At 33.1% G+C, this 17,278-nt stretch carries 15 protein-coding genes; 12 read left to right on the top strand and 3 right to left on the bottom strand.

The genetic code is table 11. The annotated features are described in order from the left end of the window. Positions 1 to 2 precede the first annotated feature (2 nt). The 8 genes from N4A45_13655 (at position 3) to N4A45_13620 (ending at position 7,878) form a co-directional block, all read left to right on the top strand. Positions 3 to 956 (top strand): D-2-hydroxyacid dehydrogenase, encoded by a 954-nt coding sequence (locus N4A45_13655; protein ID MCT4666264.1) that lies wholly within the window; start codon positions 3 to 5, stop codon positions 954 to 956. Between the two features lie 130 nt (positions 957 to 1,086). Continuing rightward, positions 1,087 to 2,751, top strand: coding sequence for a T9SS type A sorting domain-containing protein (locus N4A45_13650; GenBank protein ID MCT4666263.1), 1,665 nt, complete (start codon positions 1,087 to 1,089; stop codon positions 2,749 to 2,751). Positions 2,752 to 2,867: 116 nt separating this feature from the next. Continuing rightward, positions 2,868 to 3,539: a metal-dependent transcriptional regulator gene (locus N4A45_13645; protein MCT4666262.1), complete on the top strand. Its 672-nt coding sequence runs from the start codon at positions 2,868 to 2,870 to the stop codon at positions 3,537 to 3,539. Further along, positions 3,523 to 4,458, top strand: coding sequence for a zinc ABC transporter substrate-binding protein (locus N4A45_13640; protein MCT4666261.1), 936 nt, complete (start codon positions 3,523 to 3,525; stop codon positions 4,456 to 4,458). The genes N4A45_13645 and N4A45_13640 overlap by 17 nt, the downstream gene beginning before the upstream one ends. Then, entirely contained in the window at positions 4,455 to 5,237 is a 783-nt protein-coding gene (locus N4A45_13635; protein ID MCT4666260.1) for a metal ABC transporter ATP-binding protein, read from the top strand. Before N4A45_13640 ends, N4A45_13635 begins: the two co-directional genes overlap by 4 nt. Further along, the gene (locus N4A45_13630) at positions 5,237 to 6,487 is read left to right on the top strand and encodes a metal ABC transporter permease (GenBank protein ID MCT4666259.1); all 1,251 of its coding nucleotides are present in this window, start codon (positions 5,237 to 5,239) and stop codon (positions 6,485 to 6,487) included. The genes N4A45_13635 and N4A45_13630 overlap by 1 nt, the downstream gene beginning before the upstream one ends. After that, positions 6,487 to 7,368, top strand: a complete 882-nt coding sequence (locus N4A45_13625; protein MCT4666258.1) for a metal ABC transporter permease — start codon at positions 6,487 to 6,489, stop codon at positions 7,366 to 7,368. Before N4A45_13630 ends, N4A45_13625 begins: the two co-directional genes overlap by 1 nt. Positions 7,369 to 7,476: 108 nt before the next feature. After that, positions 7,477 to 7,878: a hypothetical protein gene (locus tag N4A45_13620; GenBank protein ID MCT4666257.1), complete on the top strand. Its 402-nt coding sequence runs from the start codon at positions 7,477 to 7,479 to the stop codon at positions 7,876 to 7,878. A 216-nt stretch (positions 7,879 to 8,094) separates the two neighbouring features. Here N4A45_13620 and N4A45_13615 read toward each other — a convergent pair whose 3' ends face one another. Continuing rightward, the gene (locus N4A45_13615; protein MCT4666256.1) at positions 8,095 to 9,333 is read right to left on the bottom strand and encodes a beta-lactamase family protein; all 1,239 of its coding nucleotides are present in this window, start codon (positions 9,331 to 9,333) and stop codon (positions 8,095 to 8,097) included. A 288-nt stretch (positions 9,334 to 9,621) separates the two neighbouring features. Between N4A45_13615 and N4A45_13610 the strand changes: the two genes are divergently transcribed. Both N4A45_13610 and N4A45_13605 read left to right on the top strand, forming a co-directional pair. Continuing rightward, positions 9,622 to 10,389 carry a hypothetical protein gene (locus N4A45_13610; protein MCT4666255.1) on the top strand — a complete coding sequence of 256 codons (768 nt, stop codon included), beginning with the start codon at positions 9,622 to 9,624 and terminating at the stop codon, positions 10,387 to 10,389. Between the two features lie 71 nt (positions 10,390 to 10,460). After that, complete coding sequence (locus tag N4A45_13605) at positions 10,461 to 12,137, top strand: hypothetical protein (protein MCT4666254.1); 1,677 nt, start codon at positions 10,461 to 10,463, stop codon at positions 12,135 to 12,137. A gap of 52 nt (positions 12,138 to 12,189) precedes the next feature. Here the strand turns inward: N4A45_13605 and N4A45_13600 are convergent, their stop codons facing one another. Both N4A45_13600 and N4A45_13595 read right to left on the bottom strand, forming a co-directional pair. After that, positions 12,190 to 13,104 carry a helix-turn-helix transcriptional regulator gene (locus N4A45_13600; protein ID MCT4666253.1) on the bottom strand — a complete coding sequence of 305 codons (915 nt, stop codon included), beginning with the start codon at positions 13,102 to 13,104 and terminating at the stop codon, positions 12,190 to 12,192. 68 nt (positions 13,105 to 13,172) lie between these two features. Continuing rightward, positions 13,173 to 13,649 (bottom strand): hypothetical protein, encoded by a 477-nt coding sequence (locus N4A45_13595; protein MCT4666252.1) that lies wholly within the window; start codon positions 13,647 to 13,649, stop codon positions 13,173 to 13,175. 158 nt (positions 13,650 to 13,807) lie between these two features. On the opposite strand from N4A45_13595, the gene N4A45_13590 reads away from it, so the two are divergent. Continuing rightward, positions 13,808 to 16,165: a TonB-dependent receptor family protein gene (locus N4A45_13590; GenBank protein MCT4666251.1), complete on the top strand. Its 2,358-nt coding sequence runs from the start codon at positions 13,808 to 13,810 to the stop codon at positions 16,163 to 16,165. Positions 16,166 to 16,388: 223 nt separating this feature from the next. Next, positions 16,389 to 17,240, top strand: a complete 852-nt coding sequence (locus tag N4A45_13585) for a YitT family protein (GenBank protein ID MCT4666250.1) — start codon at positions 16,389 to 16,391, stop codon at positions 17,238 to 17,240. Positions 17,241 to 17,278 lie beyond the last annotated feature (38 nt).

Here is a 17,278-nt window from a genome sequence, read left to right as displayed (position 1 = left end):
AAATGAAAAAAATATTAGCAAACGACGGAGTTTCAGCTCAAGGAGTGATCGCTTTAGAGAAAGCAGGATACCAAGTGGTAACAGAGAATGTAGCCCAAAAAGATCTTATCAAGGCAATCAATGATGAAGGTTATGTAGGTTTATTGGTTCGATCAGCAACCAAAGTAAGAGAAGACTTAATAGATGCTTGTCCAAACTTAAAACTCATCGGAAGAGGAGGAGTAGGAATGGATAATATTGATGTAGAATATGCACGAGGGAAAGGATTACATGTAATCAATACTCCAGCTGCGAGTTCCCACTCTGTAGCAGAGCTTGTTTTTGCTCATTTGATGGGAATGGCAAGATTTGTTTATGATTCTAATAGACAAATGCCACTAGAAGGAGAAGTAAGCTTTAAGCAACTCAAGAAAAACTATTCAAAAGGAATCGAACTCAAAGGGAAAACTATGGGAATTATCGGTTTTGGACGTATAGGTCAAGCTACTGCTAAAATTGCATTGGGATTAGGAATGGATGTTTGTGTTTATAACAGAACTCCAAAAACAGCAACAATTACCTTAGATTTAGCACAAGGAAAAACAGTTGATTTCGAAATTGAAACACAACCACTAGAAAAAGTATTGATGAGTGCCGATTGTCTTTCACTTCATTTACCTGCTCAAAAAGAACCTATTATAGGAAAAGAACAGTTTGAAATGATGAAAGAAGGTGTAAATATTATCAACGCTGCCAGAGGTGGAGTAATTGATGAAGTAGCACTTATGAAAGCACTAGATGAAGGTGTTGTAGCTCATGCAGGATTAGATGTTTTTGATAATGAACCTAAACCTGATATGAAAATATTGATGCATTCAAAAATCTCATTGACCCCTCATATTGGAGGACAAACGAAGGAAGCACAAGCAAGAATAGGTGAAGAATTAGCCGAGCAGATTATCGATTTATTGGGATAAACCCACTAAAATAGTTATAAGTAAAAACTTCCAAAACAGCTTTAATGTTTTGGAAGTTTTTTTTATGTAATAAAAAATGGTTAAATTTACGCTTAGTTAAAAAACCAATTTTTCTTAACAAAGAACAATTATGAAAAGATATCTAAAATTTTTCTCCGTTTTATTATTTACCCTTTTTGCTTTTCAGTCACAAGAAGCTAAAGCTCAATCTTGTGCTACTTTATCTTTTGATTCATTAAGATTTGTTTATAACGGTATTCCAGGAAGTTATTCCTACCGAGCCTATATTTCGAATACGGGAACAGCCGTTACAGGAGCGAATGTTGTTTTGAATATTACCAATATTCTAGGTGGTGCGCTTCAAGCTCCATACAATAATACCATGACAGGGCAAACACTTTCAACAGGTTCTAATACCGTTGATTTTTTGATTACCAATAACTTAGTTAATGCTACAAACCATGCCATTGGAGGGGTTATTATCATGAGTAATGTGAATATTACCGCCACAGGAATTAGTGGATGTGTGAAAAATGCTCCAAACTACTTAGTAAGCCCGCTCACTGAATGGGGATGTACAGATCCTGCGTCAGTGAATTATGGAAGTCAGTATAAGTTAAATGATGGTTCTTGTTTGTCATCATTTTGTTCGGCATTAAATGTATTTAACGTCGTACAGATAAAACAAGATGGTGCAGGAACAACACCATATATCCAGTTTGCTATCCAGAATAATTCAAGTGTTACAATAACAAATGCAAGCTTCTCTTTTTCTATTACTACAATAAACCCTGGTGTGCCATTAGATTTATCTGCCGATGTGATTCCATCTATCCCTTCAGGATCTTTTGGAATTGTGAAAGTGCATATATTGAATAATGTCAGTAATTTAACTGGGCAGACTTTTACGATTTCTGGGAAATTTTCGTCAACCTTCCCGCAAGGTCCAGAAACATGTGATATCACAGTTCCGATGACTACCATCTCTACAGATAATATAGGATGTACAGACCCTAATGCAATGAATTATAACCAATATGCCAATGTGGATGATGGAGAATGCGTTGACCCAATAGATATTACACTAGGAGCTGTTTCGCCATACTGCCAAGGAGGATATGGATCTGTAACTTGTGCTGTAGATGGAGGAACACCACCTTATTCGTTCAATTTTAATAGTTTTGATTCAACAGCTTTACTACCTGGAAATTATACATTTTCTGTACAAGATAATACTCCAGCAAAATACGGAGGGCCATTCACAGAAATATTTCAAGTTTCTATTAGTTCAGCTCCACCATTTATTTGTAATTTAACAAGAAATGGATCTATGCTAGAAGCTACAATCAATGGAAATAATCCAAATGGATCTTATATTTGGTTGAAAGATGGTCAAACCGAAGATACTACTTCTGTAAATGAGTATCCAATAGATGGTAATGGAGTTTATAAATGTTATGTAGAGTCTGATCCAAACCCAGATTTATCAAAATGTTGGACTTATTCAAATGCTGTAAAAGTAACTGATGCTGGAATAGAAATTATTGATTATGATGCTATTCAAATTTATCCAAATCCAAATAATGGAGTGTTCATTGTAGATCTTGGAACAATAGAAGCAGAAGGAACGCTATTTGTTAGAGATATACAAGGAAAGCTTGTAGAGCAACAATCGATACTTAGTACACGAGCTTTTACTCATCAGATGGATCTTACACATTTATCAAAAGGAATGTACCTGATAGAAATCACAACAGAGAACAAAAGAATGATGTCTAAGATTGTGATTCAATAAAAAAAGAAAAAACTATACAATAAAAATACACTTCTTCGGAGGTGTATTTTTTTTAGTGTAAAATTATTTTTAGGCATGTCTAAAAAAATAATTAAATTTGCATTAAAATTTACAATATGCCATTATCTATTTCAGAAGAAAATTATTTAAAAGCTATTTATAAATGGCAAAGCAGAAGGGAGGGAGCAGTAACTACGAATCAAATTGCCGATGAGTTACAGACAAAGGCTGCTTCTGTTACAGATATGCTAAAAAAACTTTCTGATAAAGATTTATGTATCTATCAAAAATATAAAGGTGCTAATTTAACAGACAAGGGATTCATTATTGCCTCTAATATTGTTAGGAAACACCGTCTTTGGGAATTTTTTTTGGTAGAGAAACTTCAATTTGGGTGGGAGAAAGTTCATCCCATTGCAGAACAGCTTGAACATATAGATTCTGATGAATTGGTAGATCGTTTAAACAACTTTTTAGGTTCCCCAAAATGGGATCCGCATGGAAATCCGATTCCTGATAAAGAGGGTAATTTGCCAAAAAGACAAACCAAAAGATTGAGTATTTGTACGGAAGGTCAAAAATGCACACTGCTCGGTGTTAAGAGTGATACACCTTCCTTGTTAGTTTATTTAGATAAAGTAGAATTGGGATTAGGTACAGTTTTAAACATTGAAGAAATATTAGATTTCGATGGCTCATTCATTATCTCATTTAAATCTAAAACACTCACAATAAGTAAAGAAATTGCCAATTTGTTGATCGTAAAAAAATATGATGAAAATAATTAATTATCTAAAAGTATTTATCTTTATTTTTCTGTTTTTTTCTTGTGAAAGTGGTAAGAAAGAAGAAAATAAAAGCCCAGAAAATTCTAAAGTAAAAATATTGGCTACCACAAATATTATTGCGGATCTTTTGGAAAAAACTTTACCCGAAGAATTTGAAGTAGTTTCATTGATGGGAGCAGGAGTAGACCCTCATTATTACAAGGCATCACAAGGTGATTTGGTTAAAATGCAAAATGCAGACATAATTGTGTATAACGGTTTGCATCTTGAGGGGAAAATGACGGATATATTGTCAAAACTTGCCAAAAGAAAAACGGTATTAAATTTATCAAAAGGACTGAATGAAAATGACATATTGACGAGTGGTGACCATACAAAAGTTGTGGATCCTCACTTTTGGTTTAATATTCTTTTGTGGAAAAAAGCAGGAGAAAATCTATTGGTTAAAATAGGTCGTAAATATCCAAAATTGGAGAAGAAAATCACGCAAAAATCCGCACAATACTTTAAGAAACTTGAAGGATTAGATCAAACAGTAAGAGGACTGTTAGAAAGAGTGCCTAAAGAAAAAAGAATTCTTTATACAGCTCATGATGCATTTAGATATTTTGGGGAAGCTTACGAAGTTGAAGTTTTAGCATTACAAGGATTATCGACCACTACAGAATATGGGATAAAAGACATAAATGATATGGTAGAAACGATTCTAGAGAGCGATATCTCTGCCATTTTTGTGGAGTCCTCTGTTTCTCCAAAGGCTATGAAAGCGGTAGTAGAAGCTTGTACGGAAAAAGGAAAACCAATAAAGATAGGGGGAGAATTATTTTCTGATGCCTTGGGTGATAAAGGAACAGAAGGAGAAGATTATATTTCTATGATCCAACATAATATTCATACTTTTATTGAAGCTGTAAAATGAAAAAGGAGCCTATAATTGAAGTTCATGATTTGACCGTGAGCTATGATAAAAAACCCGTACTTTGGGATGTGGATTTCACGATTCCTAAAGGTGTAATTTGTGGGGTTTTGGGTCCTAATGGCTCAGGGAAATCAACATTACTGAAATCTATTATGGGGCTTTTATCTTTGGATAGTGGTTCTGTAAAACTTTTCGGAACTGATTTAAAAAATATTAGAAGAAAAGTTGCTTATGTTCCACAGAGAGAATCTGTTGATTGGGATTTTCCTGCTTCTGTTTTAGATGTTGTGCTTATGGGTTTGTATGCGCATAAGTCTATTTTTCAAAGAATTAGTAAGGCTGATAAAGATTGGGCAATGCATTGTCTTGAAAAAGTTAAAATGGAAAGTTTTGCAAGTAGACAAATTTCTCAACTTTCTGGTGGACAACAACAAAGAGTTTTTATAGCCAGAGCTTTGGCTCAAAAGCCAGAACTTTTTCTAATGGACGAGCCTTTTGCTGGAGTAGATGCAACTACAGAAAAATCGATAATGGATCTTCTAAGAAACATGAAAGAGGAAGGTAAAACAATTTTAGTTGTTCATCATGATTTACAAACGGTAAACAACTATTTCGATTGGCTGGTTTTTATGAATACAAGATTAGTTGCTTCGGGTAAAATGGAGGACGTGTTCCAAAAAGAGATTTTAGAAGAAACTTATGGAGGACAATTATCTATTTTATCTCAAGTTCTACACGTGTTAAAACAAAAAGAAATAGGACGAAAAGAGCATCACTAATGGTTATATTGATATTTATAGGAATAAGCCTTTTGGGAATAGCCTCTGGTTTGGTAGGTTCTTTTACTTTTTTACAAAAAAAAGCCCTTTTAGGCGATGCTATTGCTCATGCTGTTTTTCCAGGAGTTGCCATAGGTTTTATGTTTAGTGGTACAAAAGATCCCGTTTATCTCATTCTGGGTGCCATCGTTTTTGGGTTTTTATCCATACTCTCTATCAATGCTATTATTAAGTATTCCAAACTAAAATCAGATACGGCAATTGCTTTAGTTTTAAGTGTGTTTTTTGGTTTGGGTGTTTTGTTTTTTACTTATATTCAACATCATTATAATGCTTCGCAAACGGGACTAGATAAATTCTTGTTTGGAAAAGCTGCATCTATGCTCAAAAGTGATTTGTATTGGCTTTCTGCCATAAGCTTGATTATTTTATCTGGAATTGTGATTTTCTTTAGGGATTTTCTCATCATTAGTTTTGATAAAGAATATGCAGAAACTACAGGAATCAAAGTAAAACGTGCCGAATTTTTATTGGCTCTTTTTACTATTTTAGTTATTGTGATAGGCGTACAGATTGTAGGAATTGTTTTAATGGCTGCCTTACTATTAACACCTGCATCTACAGCACGTTTTTGGACCAATAAACTATCTACAATGGTGATTTTATCAGCCGTTTTTGCTGCTATTTCTGGTTGGTTGGGTGTATGGATTTCCATGAGTATCGAAAAAATGCCCACAGGACCATGGATTGTTATCTCTCTATCGGTAATTTCAGTTTTTTCTATTTTATTTTCTCCAAAAAGAGGTGTTCTATTTAGAATTCTGAAAAGAAAACACATCAAAATGAAAATGTTAGAGGATAATATCTTGAAAACATTTTATCATTTGGCAGAAGAAAAACAAGATTTCAAAACTTCGAGAAAATTGAGTCATTTGATGGATCGACGTTTTTTTGAGATCACTCATTTAAAAAAAGGACTGAAAAAACTTACAAAAGAACAGCTTTTAATAAAAGAGAATAAAGAATTTTCCCTGAGTTCTGAAGGAGTTAAAAGAGCTAAAAGAATCGTGAAATTACACAGACTATGGGAATTATATCTAAGTAAAAAGCTGAGAATAGCTGGAGACCATGTTCATGATGATGCCGATACTATAGAGCATTTTATCAACGAGGATTTGGAGAAAGAACTAGAAGCTATTTTGGATTACCCAGACCAAGATCCACATCAAAACAAAATACCTTATCACTAATGGAAATATTTGATCAGAATTTTTGGTGGATTTTCCTTTCCGCTTTGCTCATAGCGATTCCCAATGCCATTCTCGGTTCTTTTTTGATACTTCGAAAAATGGCAATGATTGGTGATGCAATTTCTCACGCTGTTTTACCAGGAATCGTTATTGCCTATATTTTTACTCAAAATTATCAATCTATTTGGATGCTTATTGCTGCTGCTGGAGTAGGAGTTTTGGCTGCTGTAATGATCGAAAGCTTCAATAAATTTGGACGCTTGCAAGAGGATGCCTCCATCGGGGTCACCTATACTTGGCTTTTTGCATCGGGTGTGGTGCTTATTTCTTGGTTTAATGACGATTTGGATATCGATCAAGATTGTGTTCTTTTTGGAGAAATAGCCTATTTACCTTTAGATCTTATCCAGATTACAGATCAATTATTGATTCCCAATGGTTTTCTTCAAGCTCTTTTTATGTTTGTTGTTGTTATTTCATTGGTTCTTATATTTTATAAAGGTTTGTTTATTACCAGTTTTGATGAATCTTATGCTATTAGTATTGGTGTTTCAGCAGTGGGAATCAATTATGTGTTGATGAGTTTGGTTTCTTTTGTAACCGTATTTTCCTTTGATGCTGTGGGAGCTATTTTGGTTCTTGCCTTAATGGTTGTTCCATCGGCAACGGCTTATTTACTCTCCGAAAATCTCAAAAAAATGCTTTTCCTCTCTTCTGTTTTTGCAGTTACAGGTGTGTTTTTTGGATATCTTTTGGCTGTGCTTATTAATGGATCTATAGCTGGTGCAATCGCTTCAATACTTGGACTTCAATTTCTGATGATTTTTCTCCTGCAACTCATTTTTTCGAAAAAAAGACAAAAACAGATCGTTTCTGACTAAAGAAAAATAAATTTGCGGAAGAAGTCATGCTAAAGGAACATCAAAAGAATGGGCAATCTGATTGTTTAATCCTTACTTTTGAAATTCACTTGGTGTAAAAAAGGGTTTATGAAAAAAGATATCAAAATAGAGGAAGTTCAAGGGCTGTATTTAGCCATTGTGAGAGAGTTTAATAAAGAACATCGAACAGAAGATTGGTATGCTTATTTGGTCAATGATAAAGCAGAAGAATTGGAAATGGTAATCATTTCTACTGTAGGTAAATACGAGGGAGTTAGAACGTCTGAGTTAAAACATAAAATAGAAAAACTGCCTGCTAAAAGTGTTGCAAAGGTAGAATATATGGAAGATGCCGTTTTGCTTCTTATGAATAATGAATTTTTAGTAAGTTTTTTCTTAAATGGAAAATTGCAAGACAAAAAATTTATTGTTCCAAGAAATACCGTAAAAGAAGAAACCATTGAAGCCATTGACTTAATGGATGGTAAAAAGGGGGTATTGTTTAAATAAAAAAAAGGCCTTTGTAAAATGTGTATATGCGGTAAACATAAGCAAGTTTTACAAAGGTCTTCTATCTGCTTAAAGATAATAGGTTTTATACCATATACGGTGTTATTTTACTCACAAATATAAGCCCCCTTTGAAGGGGGGAAGGGGGATGTTTTACAACGAAATACCCCGAAAAAGAGACTGAAGCCTTTGGGTAAATTAACACCGTAAATGGTATTAGAGTTTTTTGGCGGCTCGATATTGATTAATCGCTAAGGAAATTTTGTTCTTTATTTCAATCCATTTTTCAGTATTTCCTACAAATGTAGCGTCCATATTGGTTTGTAAAATAAAGCCAAAAAGCCCATTTTCGTCAATCTGAATATGTGAAGAATTCCCTAAATCGTTTCCGCCATGTTGCCAAGTACCTTGCTTCAAATACCAAAGCATTCCCATGTTTTCAGCAAAATCGTTTGGAACGATGCCTTTTTGGAGTTTAGGGCTGAAGATTCTCTGATAAAAAGTATTCGAAAAATTCGCTTGCGAGTGATTTTGAAGCCCAAGCATCATATCTTTTAAATACAAAGCCATATCAATATTGTTTGAGTAAACACCACCTTCTACTGGGGAATGATTCGCATACCTTGGGAACGATTGGTTTTCATCGTAATACCATTTTGTCATATTTGATAATTGAGATTGAAGATCAAAAGAGGTAGCAGACAGATGAAGCGGTGCAAAAATATATTTTTGAAGATAGTCTTCATAAGGCATTCCAGATTGATGCTCTATTGCAAGACCCAAAAGAGCTGTTGCAGTATTAGAATATGTCCAATCCGTTGGAAGGTCTGTAGTGAAATAATCAGAATGATATTTTCCATCCGAGGAAATTAAGAGATTTTCAAGGTAGGTTTCAAGTGGTATTTTTGATCCCTTTTTAATCCCAATTTTTTGAGTGAGAATTTGTCCTAATTCACCGTCAATATTTTGATTTTCTAGAATATAGTAATTCTCTTTTAAATAATCTTTGCCATCATTGATACCCGAAGTATGGGTTGCCAAATCTTTGATCAAAATTTGATGCTGCTCAATATTTGGGTTGGAAATAGTAAATGGCAATACATTATTGATGTCTGTTTCCCAAGAAAAAAGCCCTTTTTCGATTGCATCAGAAGTAGCAGCAGCTAAAAATGTTTTACTGATGGAAGCGATGCTGTTTTGAGTTTGATTGGTGTATGATTTTTGTTTTGCAGCGTCTGAAAAGCCGAAATATGATTGAAAGACAATTTCTTGCTGTGAAGCTATTGATAAGGAAAAACCTTGAATGGTCTTACTTTTACTCAATAGAGATAAGTACTCAGAAAGGTCTTCTTCAGTTTGAATATTTTTAGGATCAGGGAGTGATGTTTTTAATGCTTCTTCCTTTTCACAGGATAGCATGGCTAGAATGAATGCTAAGCTTAATATTATTCTCATTTATCTGTTTTTTTTGAGGTTTGATGAAGCAAAAATCATAAGAAATCAATTATTGAGCGATTGATATTATAATTCCGAACTTTTTAATTGAAGATTGTGGATGAACCGATCATTTTAACTCATGTTTTTTTAGACATCATTAATTAAGTGTATTGAATAAATGTTATAGTTGTGAATTAGTATATAATTGAATTGTTATTTAAATAATTGATAATGAGTATTTAGTATTTTGAAAGCCGCAGTTTTTTCAATAACTTCAACAATAAATAGATTAATAAAGTATTGAAAATGACAAAATTATTATATAGGGTACTCATCTGTATTTGCTTTTTTTCAATGGATGTATTTGGTCAAGATTCTAACTATTATCAGTCTCAAATATCCAGTGGAAGTCCTGATAGTTATCTAAATACGAACAGGCTTTATTCACTTAAAATTCAATCAAAAAGTAGTATTGGAGTAAATTATTCACGTTTATATTCTGTTAATAATTTGTATCGCACTGAAGTATTATGTAAAATACCTTTCTCCAAGCAGCAATTTAATTTAACACTGGGGTATCAAAACATCGGTTTACAGAAAGAAACTAGAGCAGGAGTAAGCTATCTACGTGGCTTTGGTCATCATTTTCGAATAAATATTTCTGTAGAGTATGCGAATAGTAGGGTAGAAGGTGTTGATTTTTATCAAGATAGATTATTCCGTATTGGGTTTTCATCTTGGTTTAAAATTCACCAGAACTGGAATCTTGCAATTCAATTACAGAATTTATCAGCACGTAAAAAAGAAAATATGCTTTGTGAAATACTTTATCGAGCGTCTAAAAACTTTGGAATAAATACTTCTATAAAATATCTTGAACAAGAATTCTTTTTGAAAACACACTTAATATATCATATCAAACTATTCAATTTTGAGTGGCGATATGATTATTTACAGAATCAATTTGATTTAGGAATTGGAGTGATAAAATCCAGGTTTTCTATTCATTTATTTTTCGAGAAACATCCGAACCTTGGTTGGAATCAAAACATCAATTTTATATGGAAATGGTAAGGTGGTTTTTTGTGCTTTTTTGCTTTCATTTTTTGTCCTATTCTCAGTCGGTAAATCCATATTTGAAGTATTTGAAAAATGAAATAATTCAGAATTCTTTGGAAGAAATATCTGAAGAAGAAATAAATATTTTTGTAAATAATATCAATCAAGAAATATTACGTATTAAATCAAATGATTGTATAATGGATTTATCTGAGTTGACAATTTTTTCTAAGGAGGAGAGAGGGTTGTTGTCTAAATATTTTGAGAAATATCCGAAGGAAAAAAGTATTTTATTTTTAAATCGTGTTGTAGGACTTGATGTGTTTAAAAAGAAATATGTTTTTTATCAGTATTGTAGTTATGGTTTAGGTTATGGTGTTAAAGAATCTGGAAAAGCGCGTGTTATGATAAGTTGTGCAAATTTTATTAGCAAGGAGAAATCACCTTTTCGGTATCGGAATTCATTATTTTATTCTAAGGATAATTGGAGTTTTTCAATTTTAGTAGAAAAAGATCCAACGGAGGAGAATATTGTAGATTTTGTTAATTTTTCATTTTCCAAATATTCAAAAAGTTCACAAATTATGATAGGAAATTATCAAATAAATTTTGGAAAAGTTCTCGGAATTAGACAAGGATTTTTGGTTGGGAATATATCAAGTGATCAATATAATTCAAGTATTTTAAGAAAACACACAGGAAGTTTGGAGTATTCTTATTTCACAGGTGTGGGTTTTAGTACCCGTTTGAAACCACATTTAGAACTACTCATTTTTGGGTCTTATAAACACCGGGATATGACCATAAAATCAGAAGGAAATACCTTGCGAAATACAGGGATACATTCGAGTAAAAATGATCTAAAATTTCGGAAAAATCTTTTACAAAAATCTGGAGGAATTGGATTGAGGTATGAAAATGGCGCTTGGAGTTTTCAGCATCTGTTCCATTCTCACCATTATTCTGATTCATTATTAGAGTTGGCATCTCAGGATTTTTTACAATCGCATTATCAATCTGTGGAATATCGATCTTCAAAATGGACGTTCTGTGCAGAAATTCAATCCCACAATTATCATTTTTTTGATTTTTATGGAGAAATTCAATATGCCATGGGAAATCGTTGGTTTATGAAAGTAGGAACTTTAAAAGAAGGAAATCAGCAGGCGATTTTTTCGAATTATCAAGATCTCTATGCAGATTCTGAGGATTTATTTTTTGGGAAAATATCCAAGAAAAGAAAAAAATATGAAGTTCAATACGCTTTTATTCGTTCACAAAATAGTATAACCAAGGAAAAAAAGAACCGATCTCAGTTAGATATTAATTTGCGTTTGAGCAGGAAGTATCGATTGAGAAACCGTTTATTGTTTCAGAAAACAACCCATTCAAATGATTTGGCAGTGTTAAAATCTCGTTTTGAATTGGATATACGAGCCTCTACTAGTTTTGATTTTGAGTTGCAGTCAAAAATAGGAAGGGAGCATGGTTTTGCATTATTTAGTCATTTAAAACAACAATTTGAGAATTGTGAACTTGGGTTTGGTTTCGGGTTTTTTCATCAAGATTCGGGAGCTTTTTATTCTTATGAACCTGATGTTTTTCCTATGGGAAGGGTAATTGGTTATTATAAAAGCGGAATGTTTTATTATTTCCGAGGGAACTATCGTTTTAGAAATTGGAAATTTGAAGCCAAATTTAGACGTATAGATCAGATTCTTACCACTTTTGGGGGTTCATTTGGAATGAGTTATTCATTTTAGTCTACATTATTTTTAAAAAAATACCTTCCTAATATTAATTTGGGGAGGATTTTTAACTCATGGTATTCCTATATTGCTTAGGACTCATTGTGGTTTTTTTCTTAAAAATTTTGCTAAAGTATTGAGAATATTCAAACCCTAATCCAAAAGCTATTTCACTGGCGGTTTCGTTGCTGTTTAATAAACGATTTTTTGCCTTTTCGATAATAAAATCATGGATATGGTCTTGGGTACTTTTACCAGACTCTTTTTTTAGTAAATCACTTAGATATCTTGGGGAAACATGAAGAGAATCTGCACAATATTTTACAGAAGGAAGCCCACGAGTAATCTGTTGGTCTGTAGAATAATACTCTTTTAACACTTGTTCAAAATCTGTAACGATATCTTTGTTGAATGTGGTTCTTGTATAAAATTGTCTATCATAGTACCGTAAACAATAGTTCAGTAATAATTGTAGATTGGAAATAATTAAATTATGACTATGAGGATCTAAATTATTCTCATATTCTTTGATGATTTTATTTTTTATTCCAGAAATAGTCGTTCTTTCTTCTTGTGACAAATGCAATGCTTCGTTGGATTGATATGAAAAGAATGAATATTGGTCTATTAGGTTGCTCAAAACGGACTTTCTAATCAAGTCTGAATGAAAGACGAGTGTCCAGCAATCGCCATCCGTAGTGGTATAATCCGTATGGTATTCTAAGACTTGATTGGGTGCGGTAAAAATCATTGAGCATTCTTGAAAATCGTAGGTGCTTCTTCCGTATTTTGTTATAAGAAGCGGGCAATTTCCTTTTATACTAATTTGATAAAAGTTAAATGAATATTTAAAATTTTCTTGAGTAGCCTTTGCATTTTCATTATTATAGGGGAATATAGAAATCAAAGGATGTTTTGGTTCATCAAGACCAAGGAATTTGTGCAATTCTGAAATGGTGTTAATATGGATGATATTTTTCATTTGTGCTTATTATAAAAATGATACCTGCTAAGCTACTCAATTATACAGAGAATTAATTCCCGAAAGAATTATTGAAACCTACGTTCCACTTCCTTTTTAAGACTTTTATTAAAAGCTCTATAGCCTTTAAGGTATATTTTCGAGAGATATCCTCCTAGCAACCAAGTGGCTCCTTTAGTCAACTCATCTTTTTGGATAAAACGAGCGCTTTTTTCATCTATTTCCTCAATAATAAAATGATGATTGTCACAAATTCCCATGGGTCCTTTTTCTGCCCAATAGAATTCCTTTTTTTGCTCTACATGAATTAAATGAGAAATCGTGTTGGTTTTGTCCTTCGTTGGATCTAATTGAAATTTTACAGTTATTTCTGATTGATGAATACATGCCCCTTGAATATCTACCATAAAAACAGCCCAATCCTTATATGATTTGAAATCAGATATAATTTCCCAAACCTTTTCTGCTGGTTGATCTATAATAATATCGCTATAGATTTTTCTATGCGAGCTTTTTACTTTTTCTATGTGGAAATGCTCTTTCATGTTTTTTTGAAGCAAAACTACGAGCAGCTGTTATCTTTAGTTGTATGCTAATTACCAAAATATGCATACAAATTTCGATTCAACTTTTTTCCACAAGATTTAACAAAATTTTGGTATTGATACCTCATATCTTTGCTAAAATTATAAATCTAAGGGTTATGAAGAATTTCTATGTATTATTTTTTACATTAATAACGGTAATTCCAGCATTGGCACAAACAGGTAGTATCCGAGGAGTGATCAAGGATGCTCAAAATAATGAGATGATGCCTTATGTGAACATTGTTGTAAAAAGCTCAGATAAAAAAATAGTTACCGGTGGAATTTCCAATGATAAAGGAAGTTTTGGTATTTCAAAAATTCCTTATGGAAAATACACTGCTGAAATTCAATTTATGGGATATGAGACCATTTCAAAACCAGTTGAATTAAATGACAAGAGAAGAAAATTGAATTTGGGAGTCATTCGCCTTTCTGCTTCAGCAGAAATGATGTCTGAAGTTGAGCTTACAGAAGAAGCGTCAACAATTGAGCAAAAAATTGACCGAAAAGTTATTAATGTTGGAAAAGACTTAACATCTGTGGGAAGTACGGCAGGAGAGATGCTTAATCAAATTCAATCTGTGAATGTAGATCAGCAAACAGGATCGGTAAGTTTAAGAGGAAATGAAAATGTAAGAATCTTGATTGATGGTAAGCCCACAAACCTTACTGCTGACCAGGTTTTAAAGCAAATACCATCAGCTTCAATCAAAAAAGTGGAATTGATCACCAATCCTTCTGCAAAATATAACCCAGAAGGTATGAGTGGAATGATTAATCTAGTACTTCATAAAAATGCACTTCAAGGTTTTAATGCCAATGTGAACGCTGGTTTAACCCAAGGAATTAACACCCGTTTTAATGGTTCATTAAATATGAATTATAAGACAGGGAAAGTAAATATATATTCGAATTATGGATATAATACAGGAACAAGAGAAAACAAAGGATATGTAAATAGAACCGATAAATTCCCACTACGTCAAGAATTTGGATTTGAAAATACACCAGAATCTCACATGATAAAATTGGGTGCAGATTATTATATTAATGATCAAAATACCCTATCTGCATATACCACACAGAATTTCTTTAAAACAGACAATGATGGGTTTACCAGGGTAATTAAAGACCAAAAAACGATTACTGACGCACCTTATATTGTGTCAAACACAGTTCCATCACAAACTTATAACCTAAATTATAGAAGGAAATTTGATAAAAATGGACAACATCAATTAGATGCAGAAATCACCTATTCACACACCAATAATGAGGAAGATGCTCGTTATTGGGATAAAATAAACACCAGTTCTAAAGATTTGAATTTCACGAATGATGTGGAGAAGCAATTCACAAATACCATCTTTAATATAGATTATAATAGACCCATTGGAGATAAATCTAAACTTGAATTAGGTGCAGAATACCGTCAAAACCTCACCACAAATGAAAATATTTCTACTCAATTGAATGTTGGGAATTCTGCTTTTGAATATGATCGAAATATCTATTCACTTTATGCCACTTTTGGACATCAGTTTGAAAAAGTGGGAATCCAGTTAGGGTCTCGATTTGAACAGTATGAGGTAGAAGGTACTTTTAGCAGAGGAAAAAACAATGCACCTTATTCAGATGAGATTTTTAGCATTTATCCATCTGCATATATTACCTATAACCCATCTGAGAAAAATCAATATCAATTGAGTTATAGCAGACGTGTTGATAGACCTTCAATAGGGCAGGTTAACCCCGTTAGAGAATGGAGTACTCCATTAATAAATTCTGTAGGAAACCCTGAACTTGTACCGCAGTTTACAAATTCATATGAGTTTAATTATACTCGTCAATTTAAAAAAGGAAATGCCACTGCTGGCGTATTTTATAGAAGAATAACAGATCCTATTAACCGCTTTATTTCATTGGACCCAAAGGATCCACAAAAACAACTTCTAACTTATGCGAATCTTTCCCCGACAGATCGTTTTGGAATTGAACTATCATCGAGTTATGCTCCTAAAAGATGGTGGCGTTTAAATGGTTCTGTGGAGTTGTACAATAAAACGGATAGACAAGGGGATTTAGAGGTAGTAACAAATTCTTTATCAGGTAGATTGAGTTCAATGTTTTATGCTTCAAAGAAGCTCAATTTTCAAGTGTTTACTATGATAAACGCCCCAGAAAATGGAATCCAATTTAACCGCAAAACCATGTGGATGTTTAATTTAGGTGCTAGTTATACTGTTCTAAATGGAAAAGGAACAATCTCAGCACGTGTAAATGATATTTTCCAAGGAATGAGATTCAAATTCGATTCTACAAATCCATTTGAGCAAAATGGACAGTTTAATTGGGAAAGCAGAACGTTTTATGTTGGTTTCAATTATCGATTTGGACAAGGAAAAAACCGTGCTTTAAGAAGAAAAAACCGTGATAGCAATGAGTTGAGAAGTGGTGGTGGATTTGGAGGCTAAAATAGGTTTTATACCATTTATGGTGTTAATTTACTCACTATTTAAGCCCTCTTTGAATAGCTTGTCCCGATTTTTCGGGAGGGTAAGGGGGTTATACCGCATCCGAAAAAGAAGCTAGAACTTATGGGTAAATTAACACCATAAACGGTATTATTCTCCCATTTTCTATTGTGCTTTCTTGATGTAATGCTAGGGAATATGAATACCTTTGCCAACAAAAATTATGTTTAAGAATATCAACTGGAATAAGGAATTAATGAATCTTGCATTCATTCTTTTGGGAGCCATTCTTGTAGGTGCCGGAGTTGTTGGTTTTCTTTCACCCAATAAGATTGCAACGGGCGGTACGGCAGGACTTGCAATTGTTCTTTATTATCTTTTCAAAATCCCCATGGGTATTCTTCTCCTTTTGGTAAATGCACCACTTTTGTTGGTGAGTATAAGGTATTTGGGGAAACAATTTGCTATAAGGACAATTCTTGCCATTTTGATGCTCTCAATAAGTATCGATTTTTTTAATGAAGTGATTCATTTAGAAGCATTGAGTGAAAATTTATTGCTTTCCACAATCTATGGTGGTTTACTTTCTGGTTTAGGGATCGGACTTATTTTTTTAGGTGAGGCATCTGCAGGCGGAGGAACCATTATTGCTAAAATAGTTTGTAGTAAAACTACTTTTAAACCAGGAACCATAATTTTGGCTATTGATATCGTTGTAGTTATATTGGCAGCAGTTGTGTTTAAAAACCTAGAGCTTGCACTTTGGAGTATGATTTCTATTTATGCAACTTCTAAGTTTATTGATCTCATTGTAACAGGTAGGAGGCAAAATAAAGTAGTGCATATTGCCTCAGAAAATCCACACGAACTACAAATAAAGATTCTTGAAGAAATGGGAATTAATGGTACAATCATCCAAGGAGATCGATTAGATTATTCTCATAATAGAAAAATCATTTTTCTATCGGTAAACAAAAATAGAATTATGAATCTAAAAAAATTGGTACAAGAAAATGAACCCAATGCCAGAATGGTCGTTTTTGAGGCAACCGAATTATTGAGTGGAACGAAATAGATACTTTTTTAAGGTGAATTAGGCTTGAAATAGACGTA

The organism is Flavobacteriales bacterium, assembly GCA_025210805.1.
Classification (GTDB): Bacteria; Bacteroidota; Bacteroidia; order Flavobacteriales; family CAJXXR01; genus JAOAQX01.
This window is presented reverse-complemented; position numbering and strand designations above follow the sequence as displayed.

Bases quoted from the DNA above. Each gene is read 5' to 3' on its own strand.
- N4A45_13640 (MCT4666261.1), top strand. From the start codon at position 3,523: ATGATGAAAATAATTAATTATCTAAAAGTATTTATCTTTATTTTTCTG.
- N4A45_13625 (MCT4666258.1), top strand. From the start codon at position 6,487: ATGGAAATATTTGATCAGAATTTTTGGTGGATTTTCCTTTCCGCTTTG.
- N4A45_13620 (MCT4666257.1), top strand. From the start codon at position 7,477: ATGAAAAAAGATATCAAAATAGAGGAAGTTCAAGGGCTGTATTTAGCC.
- N4A45_13635 (MCT4666260.1), top strand. From the start codon at position 4,455: ATGAAAAAGGAGCCTATAATTGAAGTTCATGATTTGACCGTGAGCTAT.
- N4A45_13610 (MCT4666255.1), top strand. From the start codon at position 9,622: ATGACAAAATTATTATATAGGGTACTCATCTGTATTTGCTTTTTTTCA.
- N4A45_13645 (MCT4666262.1), top strand. From the start codon at position 2,868: ATGCCATTATCTATTTCAGAAGAAAATTATTTAAAAGCTATTTATAAA.
- N4A45_13585 (MCT4666250.1), top strand. From the start codon at position 16,389: ATGTTTAAGAATATCAACTGGAATAAGGAATTAATGAATCTTGCATTC.
- N4A45_13600 (MCT4666253.1), bottom strand. From the start codon at position 13,104: ATGAAAAATATCATCCATATTAACACCATTTCAGAATTGCACAAATTC.
- N4A45_13615 (MCT4666256.1), bottom strand. From the start codon at position 9,333: ATGAGAATAATATTAAGCTTAGCATTCATTCTAGCCATGCTATCCTGT.
- N4A45_13630 (MCT4666259.1), top strand. From the start codon at position 5,237: ATGGTTATATTGATATTTATAGGAATAAGCCTTTTGGGAATAGCCTCT.
- N4A45_13590 (MCT4666251.1), top strand. From the start codon at position 13,808: ATGAAGAATTTCTATGTATTATTTTTTACATTAATAACGGTAATTCCA.
- N4A45_13595 (MCT4666252.1), bottom strand. From the start codon at position 13,649: ATGAAAGAGCATTTCCACATAGAAAAAGTAAAAAGCTCGCATAGAAAA.
- N4A45_13655 (MCT4666264.1), top strand. From the start codon at position 3: ATGAAAAAAATATTAGCAAACGACGGAGTTTCAGCTCAAGGAGTGATC.
- N4A45_13650 (MCT4666263.1), top strand. From the start codon at position 1,087: ATGAAAAGATATCTAAAATTTTTCTCCGTTTTATTATTTACCCTTTTT.